This is a genomic window from Aeromonas dhakensis (assembly GCF_002285935.1).
GTDB classification, from domain to species: Bacteria; Pseudomonadota; Gammaproteobacteria; order Enterobacterales; family Aeromonadaceae; genus Aeromonas; species Aeromonas dhakensis.
This window is the reverse complement of record NZ_CP023141.1, coordinates 927,856-939,884: the sequence shown is the minus strand read 5'-3', so window position 1 is coordinate 939,884 and position 12,029 is coordinate 927,856. Positions and strand designations below refer to the sequence as shown.

Genomic DNA, 12,029 nt, shown 5'->3' with positions numbered 1-12,029 from the left:
AGGTACACACCCATGAAAAAGGCCGCATGTTGCGGCCTTTTTCATGGGGGAACGCGAGTTCACAGGTAGTTGATCACCACCCCGGCGAAGATCAGCGCCCCCACGTAGTTGTTGTTGAGGAACGCCTGGAAGCAGGCTTCCCGCGCCCGCTCGCGGATCAGTCGCTGCTGATAGACGAACAGCGCCGCCGCCGCCAGCAACGACCAGTAGTAGCTGGATCCCAGCTCGCTCAGCTGGCCCACCAGCAGCAGGATCAGCAGGGTCAGCAGCTGCAGCGCGCCTATGATCCGCTTGTCGTGGCGGCCGAACAGGATGGCGCTCGACTTGAGGCCGAGCTTGAGGTCATCGTCCCGATCCACCATGGCGTACTCGGTGTCGTAGGCGATGGTCCACAGCAGGTTGGCGAAAAACACCAGCCAGGCCACGGCCGGCAGGGCGTTGGCCTGGGCCGCGTAGGCCATGGGAATGGACCAGGAGAAGGCCATGCCGAGCACCAGCTGGGGGATCGGGATGTAGCGCTTCATGAAGGGGTAGCAGACCGCCAGCAGCAGGGCCGCGAACGACAGGCCTATGGTGAGCGGGTTCATGGTCAGCACCAGGGCGAACGAGATGAGCGCCAGCACGGCGAACAGCGCCAGCACCTCCCGCGGCTTGACCTTGCCCATGGGCAGCGGCCGGCCGGCGGTACGCTTGACGTGACCGTCGAAGTTGCGATCCGCATAGTCGTTGATGACGCAACCGGCGGAGCGCATCAGAAACACCCCCACCACGAACACCAGCAGGGTCCAGAGATCCGGCAGGCCATCGGCCGCCAGCCACAGCGCCCACAGGGTCGGCCACAGCAGCAGCAGGGTACCGATGGGCTTGTCGATGCGAGCCAACTGCACGTAGGCCAGTCCCCGCTCCTTGGTTAACAGATTCACTCCAGCTCCTTGTTGCATGACAGAGAGGGCAAGAAGAGTTCATGGACCAGCAGTGGCCATTGCCCCAGAAACAGACGGGAACGGCGTCCCCACACGATGCCGGCCGGGCACCAGGGATTGCTCGCAATCTCGAAACAGGCCAGTTGCAGGTGATCGCGCCGGGCAGGCTCGTCACCGAAGATACGCTCACCCAGAGGCTGCTCGCCCAGCTCGCGCAAGCCGCTGTCCGGCAAGGCGGCCTCGGCGAACAGAGTCCAGCCCAGCAGGGCCGGCCCCCGATCACCGTGCAGGATCACCTCGCGGCACAGGCCAGCCGGATGATCGGCGGCCACCAGCTGCTGCTCGTCGGCATCGAGGGGGACGCTGCGGTTGCCGAGCAGTTGCACCGAAAAGTGGCGATTGTGGCGGCGCAGGCGCCGGGTCATGGAGTCCGCCTCCAGCAACCAGGGCAGCAAGGCCTCGGGCGGCTCGCACTGCGCGGGAGTCCGCCAGGGCTCCAGCCGGACAAGGGGAACAGTCAACTCGGACTTCACAGCTTCACCATCCGGAGATTTCCGTTATCAGGTTAAAATCCGGTTTATTATCCGTAAATCAATCGAGAATTGTAAGAACATCCGTGCTTGACGGCCCCGATGGCAACATCAAAAATGGGGTATCTCTTGCTGATGAGCCATCCATATGAAGCTATTCAAATTTCTGCTGGTGTTGTTGCTGAGCTGCGGTGCACTCCAGGCCTATGCCTCCGAAGGGGGGGAAGCACCCGCAGAAGGAGAAGCGGCGGCGGCCAAGCCGGGATTCCTCTACCACCTGCTGGATCCCGACATCATCACCAACTACCTGAGCGACGGTAAAACCCTCGGCTACGTCCGGGTGACGGTGGAGCTGATGGCCGAGAACGAGGCCGACCTCAAGCTGCTGGAGCAGCATGACCCCCTGATCCGCGACGCCATCATCCGCCTGATGGGCAGCAAGACCGCCGATCAGATCAAGTCCCTGGTCAGCCGTGAAGATCTGCGCAAGGAGTGCGAGACCCGGGCCAACGAGCTGCTGGTGAAAGAGAGCGGCAAGAAGGCGATACGCGAGCTCATCTTCACCAAATTCCTCTATCAGTAAGGTCCCGTCATCACGAGCGGGCCATGCGATCATCCGGGCCCGCTCGCTGCTTTAGAAATGAAAATTGATTACACTAGGGCCCACTGAGTTGTCGAGGTAGTCGGAATGGGCAACAAGACCCTGTGTGAATGGCGTCGCAGCGAGATCCCGGCCGATCTCAAGACCCTGCGCAAAATCGTGCGCAAACCCAAGTTCGTCTGCGGCAAATGTGCCCGCAGCGCCAACGACAAGAGCTATCTGTGTCAGCCGCTGCGGTTGAAAGAGAAAGAAACCTGACCGGCTATTGATCGGTCCAGCCCTGACGCCCCTGCTCGAACAGCCGGCGTGCCTGGACGTCGTTGGGGCAGACCCCGCGGTACTCCTCACCGGAACGGCCCGCCAGATAGAGATGTTCCGGTCGGCAGTACCAGGCCAGCCCCTTCTGGTGTCCCTGTTTCCACAGCTCGGCATCCACCTTCTCGCCGCACTGGGCCTGATGGAACTCGACCCGCTCGGCGGTCAGGCCCAGCTTGCCATCCGCCTCCCCCACCTCGCTCCACACCTTCTCGCACGGATCATCCGAATGGGAGGCACAGCCCCCAAGCAGGGAGGCAAACACTATCACCGAGAGTCGCATAATCATCCTTGAGTGTCGTTTGGGCAGTTCATTCTAGCCAGCCCGCCGCCGGCCTCCAAGTGCCTCTCCCCATTCCTGTGAGCCGCCCAAAAAAACAGGCGGGCCCGAGGCCCGCCTGTGTATTCAATACGCGGATTACTGGTCATCGAGAGGGTCATCGTCCTGCCAGCTCTCGTCTTCCCATTCATCCAGCTCGTCCTCCCAGGATTCCGGCTCCCACTCGTCGTCGAGGTCGTAATCCGGCTTGTGTCCACCCATGCTCATTCTCCTTGGATAGTGCACCCGCACTCAAAGTCTATCCAGAAAAATGGGGCTCGCCAGTCAGCGGGAGTTCAAAGTTTGACCAGGGTGCGGCCAGCAATCTTGCCCTGGGTGATGGCCTCGGCGGCCTCCACCACCTGCTCCAGTCCAATCTCGGTCACCGCCTGCGCGAAGAAGCTGGCGGGCAGATCCCGGGCCAGTCGCTGCCAGGCCAGCTGGCGACGTGCCAGCGGGCACATCACCGAGTCGACCCCTTGCAACCGCACGTTGCGCAAGATGAAGGGCATCACGCTGGTGGGCAGATCGAAGCCACCCGCCAGACCGCAGGCCGCCACGGCGCCGCCGTAGTTCATCTGGGCCAGCAGCTTGGCCAGCACCTGACTGCCGACACTGTCGATCGCCCCGGCCCACAGCTGCTTCTCGAGCGGCTTGGCAGGCTCCAGCAGCTCGCTGCGCGGCACGATGCGGCTGGCACCGAGCGCGGTCAGCATCTCGCCCTGCTCCTCGGGACGACCGGTCAGCGCCGCCACCTGATAACCCAGCGCGGCCAGCAGTGCGACGGCAGTAGAGCCCACCCCGCCGGCGGCACCAGTCACCAGGATCTCGCCGCTCTGCGGGGTCACCCCCGCCTCTTCCAGCGCCAGCACGCAGAGCATGGCGGTCAGGCCGGCGGTGCCGATGCACATGGCCTGGCGCTCATCCAGCCCGGCCGGCAGCGGCACCAGCCAGTCGGCCTTGACCCGCGCCTGTTCGGCCATGCCGCCCCAGTGCCCTTCCCCCACACCCCAGCCGGTCAACACTACCTTGTCGCCCGGCTGATAACGCTCGTCGGCAGACTCGAGCACGGTACCGGCGAAGTCGATACCGGGCACCAGCGGCCACTGGCGCACTATCTTGCCCTTGCCGGTGATGGCCAGCCCGTCCTTGTAGTTGATGGAGCTGTAACTCACCGCCACCCGCACTTCGCCTTCCGGCAGCTGGCTCTCGCCCAGCCGGGTGAGGGTCGGTACCGTCTCGCCTTCTTGGTTTTCCAGTAACAGAGCCTTGAACATGGTTGCCTCTTTGATGAGTGTGAAAAGGGTCAGCTGCTTTGCCGCTTCTGCAGCTGAAAGTCGAGGGTCAGCGCCGAGCCCATGACGGGTTCACCGGCCAGCTGACGCAAGATGAGATCGGCCGCCTCCTGCCCCATCCGCTGATAGGGGATGCGGACCGAGGTGAGGGCCGGGTAGCAGGCGCGCGCCACGTCCAGATCGTCGAAACCGGCGATGGCGAGCTTGCCCGGCACGTTCAGGTGGCGACGCTGGCATTCGAACAGCACCCCGGCCGCCAGCTCGTCGTTGACGCAGACCAGTGCATCCAGCTCGGGCCAGCGCAGCAGGAACTCCCCCAGCATGGCCGCCCCGGTGCTGAAGCTGGGTCGCTCCGAGGTGTTGATGATGGCGTCGGGGGAGAGGTAGTTGTCCAGCAGCGCCTTCTGCCAGCCCTGCATGCGCTGCTGCAGCATCCACTGCTCCTGGCGGGCGCAGAGAAAACCGATGTTGCGGTAGCCGCGCTCGATGAGGTGGCGGGTCAGCTGATAGCCGGCATCGAAGTTGGAGACCCCGACGTTCATGTCGATGGGGCTGCGGGCCATGGCCCCCACCTCCACCACCGGCAGGCGAGCCGCCTTCAGCCGCTGGCGGATGGTCTCGCCGGGATCGCTGCCAAACAGCACCACGGCCGCCGGATTGTGCTGCAGAAAGCTGGTCAGCAGGCTCTCTTCCTGCTGTTTCAGGTGCTGGGCATCCCCCAGCATGATCTGGTAACCCTCCCGGCGCAGGCTCTGCTGCAGCCCGGCGATCACCTCGCCGCAGCCGCAGTCGGTCAGGCTGGGCACGATCACCACTATGGTCTGGGAGGTGGCGGATGCCAGCGCCCCCGCCGCCCGGTTGGGGATATAGCCGAGTTCATCCACCGCCGCCTCGATGCGCTCGCGCATCTTGTCGGACACCAGCTCGGGGGTGCGCAGGGCGCGCGACACCGTCATGGCCCCCACGCCGGCCAGCTGGGCCACATCGTTGAGGGTCACCCGACCCGTGCTACGGCGTTTCTTCGCTTCTGACATCCTTTCCCTTCCTCGGCATACGGGTGCTCACTTTAAGGCAAAAGCGGGGCACTGACTATTTGCTCAAACCGGATTTTACCCCCTTTGAGGCCGACAAGGGGCAGGATGAATCCCTTCTGTGAGAGAAATGATAGCGCTATCACAGATCGATGTTAGCGCTATCTGGTAGCGCTAACTTTCGCGATCAGGCTCACAGTTATCAGCCGGCAAGATCGCTAGATTGGCGCCATCTTATCCAGCCCGGACACTGCCATGCTGACCCAATTGCTGACCGAGGAGGTCATTTCCATCGAAGCGGGCGCCCGCGACTGGCGTCACGCCATCGAGCTGGCCACCGCCCCCCTGCTGGCCAACGGCACCATCGAGCCCTCCTATGTGGCGGCGCTCTATCGCTCCCACGAGGAGCTCGGCCCCTACTACGTGCTGGGCCCGGGCCTGGCCATGCCCCACGCCCGCCCGGAAGACGGCGTCAACCGGCTGGGACTGGCGCTGACCGTGCTGAAGGAGGGGGTCAACTTCGGCTCCGAGGGCAACGACCCGGTGCGGCTGCTGGTAACCCTGGCCGCCAGCGACAGCAACTCCCACGTGGAGACCATCGCCCAGCTGGCCGAACTGTTCATGAATGAAGAAGACGTGGCGGCCATCATGGCGGCCACCAGCAAAGACGACATCCTGCGCATCCTGGCGCGTTATTGAGTGGCGCCCTGCGCCCGACAGAGGAAGAGAACATGAAGATTCTGGTTGTATGCGGACACGGCCTGGGCACCAGCCTGATGATGGAGATGAGCATCAAGAGCATTCTCAAGGAGCTGGCCGTGACGGCCGAGGTGGATCACCGGGATCTCGCCTCCGCCGGCAGCGAGAGCGCCGAGATCTTTGTCGCCACCCGCGACATCGCCGAACAGCTGGTCAGCATGGGGGTCGACGGCCGGCTGGTCTCGCTGGACAACATGGTCGACAAGGCCGCCATGAAAGAAAAACTCGCCATCGCCCTGCGCGAACTGGGCGCACTCTAACCCCTTTGCGACTGTCTGGGCGGCCGGTGAGCCGCCGCTTCCATCTGCTTGGAGCTGACCATGGAATTTTTCAATTTTCTGATGTTTGACGTGCTGTCGGAGCCGGCCGTGCTGGTTGGCCTGATCGCCCTCATCGGCCTGATCGCCCAGAAGAAACCGGTGACCGAGTGCATCAAGGGCACGGTCAAGACCATCATGGGCTTCGTCATCCTGGGGGCCGGCGCCACCCTGGTGGTGAACTCGCTGGGCGACTTCGCCACCATCTTCCAGCATGCCTTCGGCATCAAGGGGGTGGTACCCAACAACGAGGCCATCGTCTCCATCGCCCAGCAGTCGTTCGGCAAGGAGATGGCGATGATCATGTTCTTCGCCATGCTGGTGAACATCCTGATCGCCCGGCTCACCCCGTGGAAGTTCATCTTCCTGACCGGTCACCACACCCTGTTCATGTCGATGATGGTGGCGGCCATCCTCTCCGCCGGCGGCATGAGCGGCATCCCGCTCATCGCGGTGGGCAGCTTGGTGGTCGGCGTGACCATGGTGCTGTTCCCGGCCCTCGCCCACCCCTACATGAAGCAGATCACCGGCTCCGATGACGTGGCACTCGGCCACTTCTCCACCTGCTCCTACGTGCTGGCCGGCTGGATCGGCGCCAAGTTCGGCAACAAGGCCCACAGCAGCGAAGAGGTGCAGGTGCCCAAGAGCCTGCTGTTCCTGCGCGATACCCCGGTGGCCATCTCCTTCACCATGGGGATCATCTTCCTTATCACCTCTCTGTTTGCCGGTGCGGATTACGTATCGGAAGTCGCCAAGGGCAAGCACTGGTTCATGTTCTCCCTGATGCAGTCCATCACCTTCGCCGCCGGGGTCTACGTGATCCTGCAGGGGGTACGGATGGTCATCGCCGAAATCGTGCCGGCCTTCAAGGGGATCTCCGACAAGCTGGTGCCCAACGCCAAGCCGGCGCTGGACTGCCCCATCGTCTTCCCCTACGCCCCCAATGCGGTGCTGATCGGCTTCCTGTCGAGCTTTGCCGCGGGTCTGGTGGGCATGGTGCTGCTCTATCTGCTGGGGCTCACCGTCATCATTCCGGGCGTGGTGCCGCACTTCTTCGTCGGCGCGGCGGCCGGGGTGTTCGGCAATGCCACCGGCGGCCGTCGCGGTGCCATGCTCGGGGCCTTCGCCAATGGCCTGCTGATCACCTTCCTGCCGGTGTTCCTGCTGCCGGTGCTGGGGGATCTCGGCTTTGCCAACACCACCTTCAGCGATGCCGACTTCGGTGTGGTAGGGATCCTGCTTGGCCTTATCATGCGCTGAGCCGGTCTCTGAAATGCAAAACGGAGCGCGAAGCGCTCCGTTTTTTTATGCCCACCACTCCCGACTCAGTCGTTCTCCAGGCTGGCGAGGCAGTGAGACAGGGTGCGCGCCAGCGCTCCCTGGTTGCGCAGCACCACGGCGCGGGCCTGCTCGCCCATCTCCCGGCGCCGGCTCTCGTCGGCCAGCAGACTGCTCACCTGCTCCCCCAGCTCGGCGGCATCGGCCACCACGGCGGCGCCACCCTGGGCCACCAGCTGGCGGGTGATGTCGCTGAAGTTGAAGTAGGCGGGGCCGCTCAGGCAGGGTTTGCCGAGCGCAGCAGGCTCCAGCAGGTTGTGGCCGCCCACCTTGACCAGGCTGCCGCCGACGAAAGCCACGTCGGCCGCCGCCAGCATCAGCGGCAGTTCGCCCATGGTATCCCCCAGGTAGACCTTGTCGCGCTCGCCCACCGCACTGCCCGCCGTGCGCCGCACGCAGCCGTAGGGGGCGCACAGCGCTGCCACCCGCTCGAACCGCTCGGGGTGGCGCGGCACCAGAATGAGCAGCGCAGCGGGATGACGTTTGAGCAACAGATCAAAGGCGGCCAGCACCTGTTCGTCCTCTCCCTGATGGGTGCTGGCGGCAATCCAGACCGGCCGCTCCGCCCCCAACAACTGGCGCAGGGCACGACCTTTGGCCTGCACCTGCTCATCGAGCTGAATGTCGAACTTGATGGAGCCGGTCACCGCCAGCCGCTCGCGTCCCACTCCCAGCCGATGAAAGCGATCCGCGTCGTCCTGGTGCTGGCAGAGCAGGTGGGTCAGCGGCCGGCTGAGAGCATCGAAGGCGCCCTGAAAACGGGCGTAACGCCGGCAGGATCGCTCCGAGAGGCGGGCATTGATGATGGTCACCGGCAGGTGACGCGCCTCGCAGGCCGCCAGCCAGTTTGGCCACAGTTCGGTTTCCATCACCCAGAGCGCGCGCGGTTTGACGGCCTTGAGGAACGCCGCCACCACCCAGGGGTAATCGAGCGGCGCGTAGCGGTGCTCCACCAGATCCCCCAGCCTGGCAGCCTGCTCGGCGCCGGTGCGGGTGGTGGTGGTGAGCAGGATCGGCAAGAAGGGCCGCTCGGCCTTGAGGGCGCGGATGAAGGGGCTGATGGCCAGCGTCTCCCCCACGCTCACCGCATGGATCCAGAGCGGCGCCTCCTGCCCGGTGGCGGGCGTTAGCCCCAGGTGCTCGCTCCAGCGCTTGCCAAAACCTGGTTTGCCCCTCTTCGGCTTGTAGAGCGCCAGCAATGCCAGCGGCAGCCCCAGGTGGATCAGCAGGTTGTAGAGCAGCCGATAGCCCATGCTAGTGCGGCTCCCTGCGCTTGCCCGGCTCGGCGACAAAACGGGGTGGTTCGCCGGGCGCCAGCGGCGGGGCCGGCGTCTCGCTGCACTCCAGCCGGCGGCCGGCCTCGATGACCTGCTCCGGCATCAGCTCGATCAGGCACTTGAGGTGACCGAACTTGCAGGTGCGCTTGAAGCAGGGGCGGCACTCGATGTCGGTGTGGACGATCTCGACCCGGTCCGCCAGCGGCGGGGTGTAGAGCGGCGAGGTGGAGCCATAGACCCCGATCAGCGGCCGGTTGAGGGCGGCGGCGACGTGCATCAGGCCGGAGTCGTTGGCGATCACCCGCCCGGCCAGCGCCATCAGGTCGATCGCCTCGTACAGGCTGGTCTTGCCCGCCAGCACGTGGCAGTTGGGGCGCGACAGCGGGTTGATCCGGTCGCGGATGGTGTTGGCCACCACCGCGTCCTTGCCGGAGCCGAAGATCCACACCTGCCAGCCCTCGTCGAGGTGCTTTTGCGCCACCACGGCGTAGTGGCCCTCCGGCCAGCGCTTGGCCGGGCCGAACTCGGCCCCCGGGCAGAGCACCAGCACCGGGCGGGCGCGATCCAGCCCGAGCCGCGCCAGCGCCTTCTCCTGATTGACGAGATCGACGTTGAGGGCCGGCTGGGGAATGGTCGGGATGTCGGCCCGGCTCTTCATCTGCGCCTTGGGATAGGCCAGTGCCAGGTAGGCCTCCACCATCAGCGGAAAGGCGGACTTGTTGCTGCGCATGTCGTTGAGCAGGCCGAAGCGGTGCTCGCCCTTCCAGCCGGTGCGCACCGGGATGCGGGCAAACCAGGGGATCAGCGCCGACTTCATGGAGTTGGGCTGGATGATGGCCTGATCGTACTTTTCGGCCGCCAGCTGCTTGCCGAGCCGGCGGCGGGCTCCCAGCTTGAAGTCGCCGTGACCGAGCGGCATCGGGATGGCCTTGTCCACCTCCGGCATCCGCTCCAGCAGGGCACCACACCAGGCGGGCGCCATCACGTGCAGCTCGCTGTCGGGGTGGTTGGCCTTGATCGCCTTGTAGAGGCTCTGGGACATCACCATGTCGCCGACCCAGGAGGGGCCGATCACCAATATTTTCATCTCGCACTTCTCCAGGGCCACGCCCTGCGGTTAATCGTTGCTGGCCGAGATTATGCCCGAAGAATGGCCCGAGAAATAACAGAAGATCCCGCTGCCATGCATCCTGGCGCCAAAAAACAACCCATTTGAAACCAACACTCATCCCGCCGCCGGAACCATGCTCCGCCTGCCGTTTTAGGCTAGAATGGGCGCCAATTTGAGCATGGCCCGCCAGGCGGGCGCCAACAAGGGCCTTTAATCCGTGAACAAACCGACTCTGGCGGCTGTCCTTATCGTCAAGAATGAAGCCGAAAACCTGCGCCCCTGCCTCGCCTCCCTCGACGGACTGGTCGACGAGATCGTCATCATGGACTCCGGCAGCCAGGACGAGACCCCGGCCATCGCCGCCGAATTCGGCGCCCGCTTCTTCGTCAATCCGGTGTGGCCAGGCTTCGGCCGCCAACGCCGGCTCGCCCAGTCCCACGTGCAATCCGACTGGGTGCTGTGGCTGGATGCGGACGAGCGGCTCACCCCCGAGCTGAAAGCCGCCATCGCCGCCGTCATGGCCAACCCGGCCAGCGACACCATCTACTCGATCCCGCGCCTCTCCTGGGTGTTCGGCCGCTTCATCCGCCACAGCGGCTGGTACCCGGACCGGGTGCTGCGCCTCTATCCCAAGGATCTCACCAGCTACAACGAGGTGCTGGTGCACGAGAAGGTTGAGGTGCGCGCCAACATGAAGATCGTCAACCTGCACGGCGACCTGCTCCACTTCACCTATCGGGATCTGGAGCACTACCTGGTCAAATCCGCCGGCTATGCCCGCGCCTGGGCCGATCAGCGCACCGCCCGCGGCAAGAAGGGCTCCCTCGGCCAGGGGCTGGTGCACGCGCTGGGCTGCTTCCTCAAGATGTACCTGCTCAAGGCCGGCTTCCTCGACGGCAAGCAGGGGCTCCTGCTGGCCATCCTGTCGGCCCATTCCACCTTCGTGAAGTACGCCGACCTCTGGATCCGCCAGCAGCCGCAGGCACCGGGACAGGCTGACAAGTAAGCCGCCGCAGACGGGCGCTGCCAGCGAGCAGCCCCCATACGAGACAGGGCCCTTCAAGGGCCCTGTCTGCATTTGCGCTATCCGCTATCACTGCTCGCTGCGCCAGAACGGCGGTGCCCAGCGGGCGATCGCCGCCGCCATGGTCTTGGGATCGAGCTGGCTCATGTCTTCCGGGTGATCGCTGTCTTCCGGCGGGCTGAACGCCAGGTGGCGCCCCTCGCTGTTGAGCGGACGCCAGCGCAGCGGCGTTGCCGAGCGGTGCGCCGGGAAGAAGCCGATGGTGGGCACATCCAGCGCCGCGGCGATGTGCAGCGGCCCTGTGCTGCCCGCCACGAACAGGGCGGCGTTGGCCATCACCTGGCAGAACTTGGGCAGCCCCTCCTCGGAGCGGTAGATCCAGCCGTTGCCGCCGTGGGCCAGCAGCTCGGCCGCCAGCTGTTCGGCGATCTTCTCCTCCCCCGGCCCCGCCGTCAGGATGCACTGCAACTCGGGACAGGCCTGGTTGAGCTTGATGATGAGGCGGGCGTACTGCTCGATGGAAAGGTTGTTGGCCGAGCCGCCGCTGCCGGCATGCACCATCAGCCAGGGGCGACCGGCATCGAGCCGCAGGCGGGCGGCAACCTGCTCGCGCACCTGTTGCAGGCTCTCGGCATCGAAGCTGAGGTAGGGGCCCTGCGGCTCCACCGCGCTCACCTGCTGGTCGGCAAGGAAACGGCGCACCAGATCCAGGTTGTATTCGTACTCCGGCTTCTGGGAGCGGGAGCGGCGCTGGATCAGGCGCTGGTTGTAGAGCACCTGGGCCAGCTTGGTGGCCGGCGCCAGCCGGTAGGGAATGTGCGCCTTCCACACCAGCATGGCGTTGCGGGAGTTGGAGAAGAGGCAGATGGAGGCATCGAAGGCGGCCGCCTTGATGCGTGCCTGCAAGGCACGTTGTTGTTCCTTGTCGGCCCGTGAGCCCGGATCCAGGATGATCTCGTCAATCCAGGGGCAGAGGCGGGCCAGCGGCGCCGTGTAGGCGGGAACCAGGGCAGTCACATGACACTCCATGGAACGCTTGAGCATGGCAAAACTCGGCCAGGCCAGCATGAAGTCACCAATCTTGTCATTGCGGACTACCAGAATACGTTTCATAAAAAATCCCTTTGCTCCCTGTCACCAACGCAAGGAGGCTTGATGCGCGATGCGGTATTCTTGCCTGATGTATCGC

General features: G+C 64.8%; 15 protein-coding genes. 6 read left to right on the top strand and 9 right to left on the bottom strand.

What is annotated here, in order from left to right; translation table 11 throughout:
• Nucleotides 1–59 precede the first annotated feature (59 nt).
• Both ubiA and CK627_RS04660 read right to left on the bottom strand, forming a co-directional pair.
• Nucleotides 60–923, bottom strand: coding sequence for a 4-hydroxybenzoate octaprenyltransferase (gene ubiA, locus CK627_RS04665; protein WP_005307559.1), 864 nt, complete (start codon nucleotides 921–923; stop codon nucleotides 60–62).
• Nucleotides 920–1,456 carry a chorismate--pyruvate lyase family protein gene (locus tag CK627_RS04660; RefSeq protein ID WP_095591777.1) on the bottom strand — a complete coding sequence of 179 codons (537 nt, stop codon included), beginning with the start codon at nucleotides 1,454–1,456 and terminating at the stop codon, nucleotides 920–922. Before CK627_RS04660 ends, ubiA begins: the two co-directional genes overlap by 4 nt.
• A 145-nt stretch (nucleotides 1,457–1,601) precedes the next feature.
• On the opposite strand from CK627_RS04660, the gene CK627_RS04655 reads away from it, so the two are divergent.
• Nucleotides 1,602–2,036 (top strand): flagellar basal body-associated FliL family protein, encoded by a 435-nt coding sequence (locus CK627_RS04655; protein WP_005307553.1) that lies wholly within the window; start codon nucleotides 1,602–1,604, stop codon nucleotides 2,034–2,036.
• A 105-nt stretch (nucleotides 2,037–2,141) separates the two neighbouring features.
• Nucleotides 2,142–2,312, top strand: coding sequence for a hypothetical protein (locus CK627_RS04650; RefSeq protein ID WP_095591776.1), 171 nt, complete (start codon nucleotides 2,142–2,144; stop codon nucleotides 2,310–2,312).
• Between the two features lie 4 nt (nucleotides 2,313–2,316).
• Here the strand turns inward: CK627_RS04650 and CK627_RS04645 are convergent, their stop codons facing one another.
• From CK627_RS04645 to CK627_RS04630, 4 genes are all read right to left on the bottom strand, one after another.
• A complete protein-coding gene (locus tag CK627_RS04645; RefSeq protein WP_095591775.1) occupies nucleotides 2,317–2,658 on the bottom strand; it encodes a DUF2799 domain-containing protein in 342 nt (113 codons plus the stop codon).
• Nucleotides 2,659–2,787: 129 nt separating this feature from the next.
• Entirely contained in the window at nucleotides 2,788–2,910 is a 123-nt protein-coding gene (locus tag CK627_RS23140) for a hypothetical protein (protein WP_005307545.1), read from the bottom strand.
• Nucleotides 2,911–2,984: 74 nt separating this feature from the next.
• Nucleotides 2,985–3,965, bottom strand: coding sequence for an acrylyl-CoA reductase (NADPH) (gene acuI, locus CK627_RS04635; RefSeq protein WP_095591774.1), 981 nt, complete (start codon nucleotides 3,963–3,965; stop codon nucleotides 2,985–2,987).
• 29 nt (nucleotides 3,966–3,994) lie between these two features.
• On the bottom strand, nucleotides 3,995–5,017 hold the full coding sequence (locus CK627_RS04630) for a LacI family DNA-binding transcriptional regulator (RefSeq protein WP_017766511.1): 1,023 nt from the start codon (nucleotides 5,015–5,017) through the stop codon (nucleotides 3,995–3,997).
• 252 nt (nucleotides 5,018–5,269) lie between these two features.
• Between CK627_RS04630 and CK627_RS04625 the strand changes: the two genes are divergently transcribed.
• The 3 genes from CK627_RS04625 to ulaA are packed head-to-tail and all read left to right on the top strand — an operon-like array spanning nucleotide 5,270 to nucleotide 7,350.
• A complete protein-coding gene (locus tag CK627_RS04625; RefSeq protein ID WP_005307534.1) occupies nucleotides 5,270–5,713 on the top strand; it encodes a PTS sugar transporter subunit IIA in 444 nt (147 codons plus the stop codon).
• Between the two features lie 32 nt (nucleotides 5,714–5,745).
• Nucleotides 5,746–6,033, top strand: coding sequence for a PTS sugar transporter subunit IIB (locus CK627_RS04620; protein WP_016349013.1), 288 nt, complete (start codon nucleotides 5,746–5,748; stop codon nucleotides 6,031–6,033).
• A gap of 60 nt (nucleotides 6,034–6,093) precedes the next feature.
• Nucleotides 6,094–7,350: a PTS ascorbate transporter subunit IIC gene (gene ulaA, locus CK627_RS04615; RefSeq protein WP_005307528.1), complete on the top strand. Its 1,257-nt coding sequence runs from the start codon at nucleotides 6,094–6,096 to the stop codon at nucleotides 7,348–7,350.
• A 65-nt stretch (nucleotides 7,351–7,415) separates the two neighbouring features.
• On the opposite strand, the gene waaA is transcribed toward ulaA, so the two are convergent.
• The gene (gene waaA, locus CK627_RS04610) at nucleotides 7,416–8,681 is read right to left on the bottom strand and encodes a lipid IV(A) 3-deoxy-D-manno-octulosonic acid transferase (RefSeq protein WP_095591773.1); all 1,266 of its coding nucleotides are present in this window, start codon (nucleotides 8,679–8,681) and stop codon (nucleotides 7,416–7,418) included.
• 1 nt (nucleotide 8,682) lies between these two features.
• On the bottom strand, nucleotides 8,683–9,792 hold the full coding sequence (gene waaF, locus CK627_RS04605) for a lipopolysaccharide heptosyltransferase II (RefSeq protein ID WP_010635520.1): 1,110 nt from the start codon (nucleotides 9,790–9,792) through the stop codon (nucleotides 8,683–8,685).
• A 241-nt stretch (nucleotides 9,793–10,033) separates the two neighbouring features.
• On the opposite strand from waaF, the gene CK627_RS04600 reads away from it, so the two are divergent.
• The gene (locus tag CK627_RS04600; protein ID WP_017786119.1) at nucleotides 10,034–10,822 is read left to right on the top strand and encodes a glycosyltransferase family 2 protein; all 789 of its coding nucleotides are present in this window, start codon (nucleotides 10,034–10,036) and stop codon (nucleotides 10,820–10,822) included.
• 87 nt (nucleotides 10,823–10,909) lie between these two features.
• Here CK627_RS04600 and CK627_RS04595 read toward each other — a convergent pair whose 3' ends face one another.
• The gene (locus CK627_RS04595; protein ID WP_005307516.1) at nucleotides 10,910–11,953 is read right to left on the bottom strand and encodes a glycosyltransferase family 9 protein; all 1,044 of its coding nucleotides are present in this window, start codon (nucleotides 11,951–11,953) and stop codon (nucleotides 10,910–10,912) included.
• Nucleotides 11,954–12,029 lie beyond the last annotated feature (76 nt).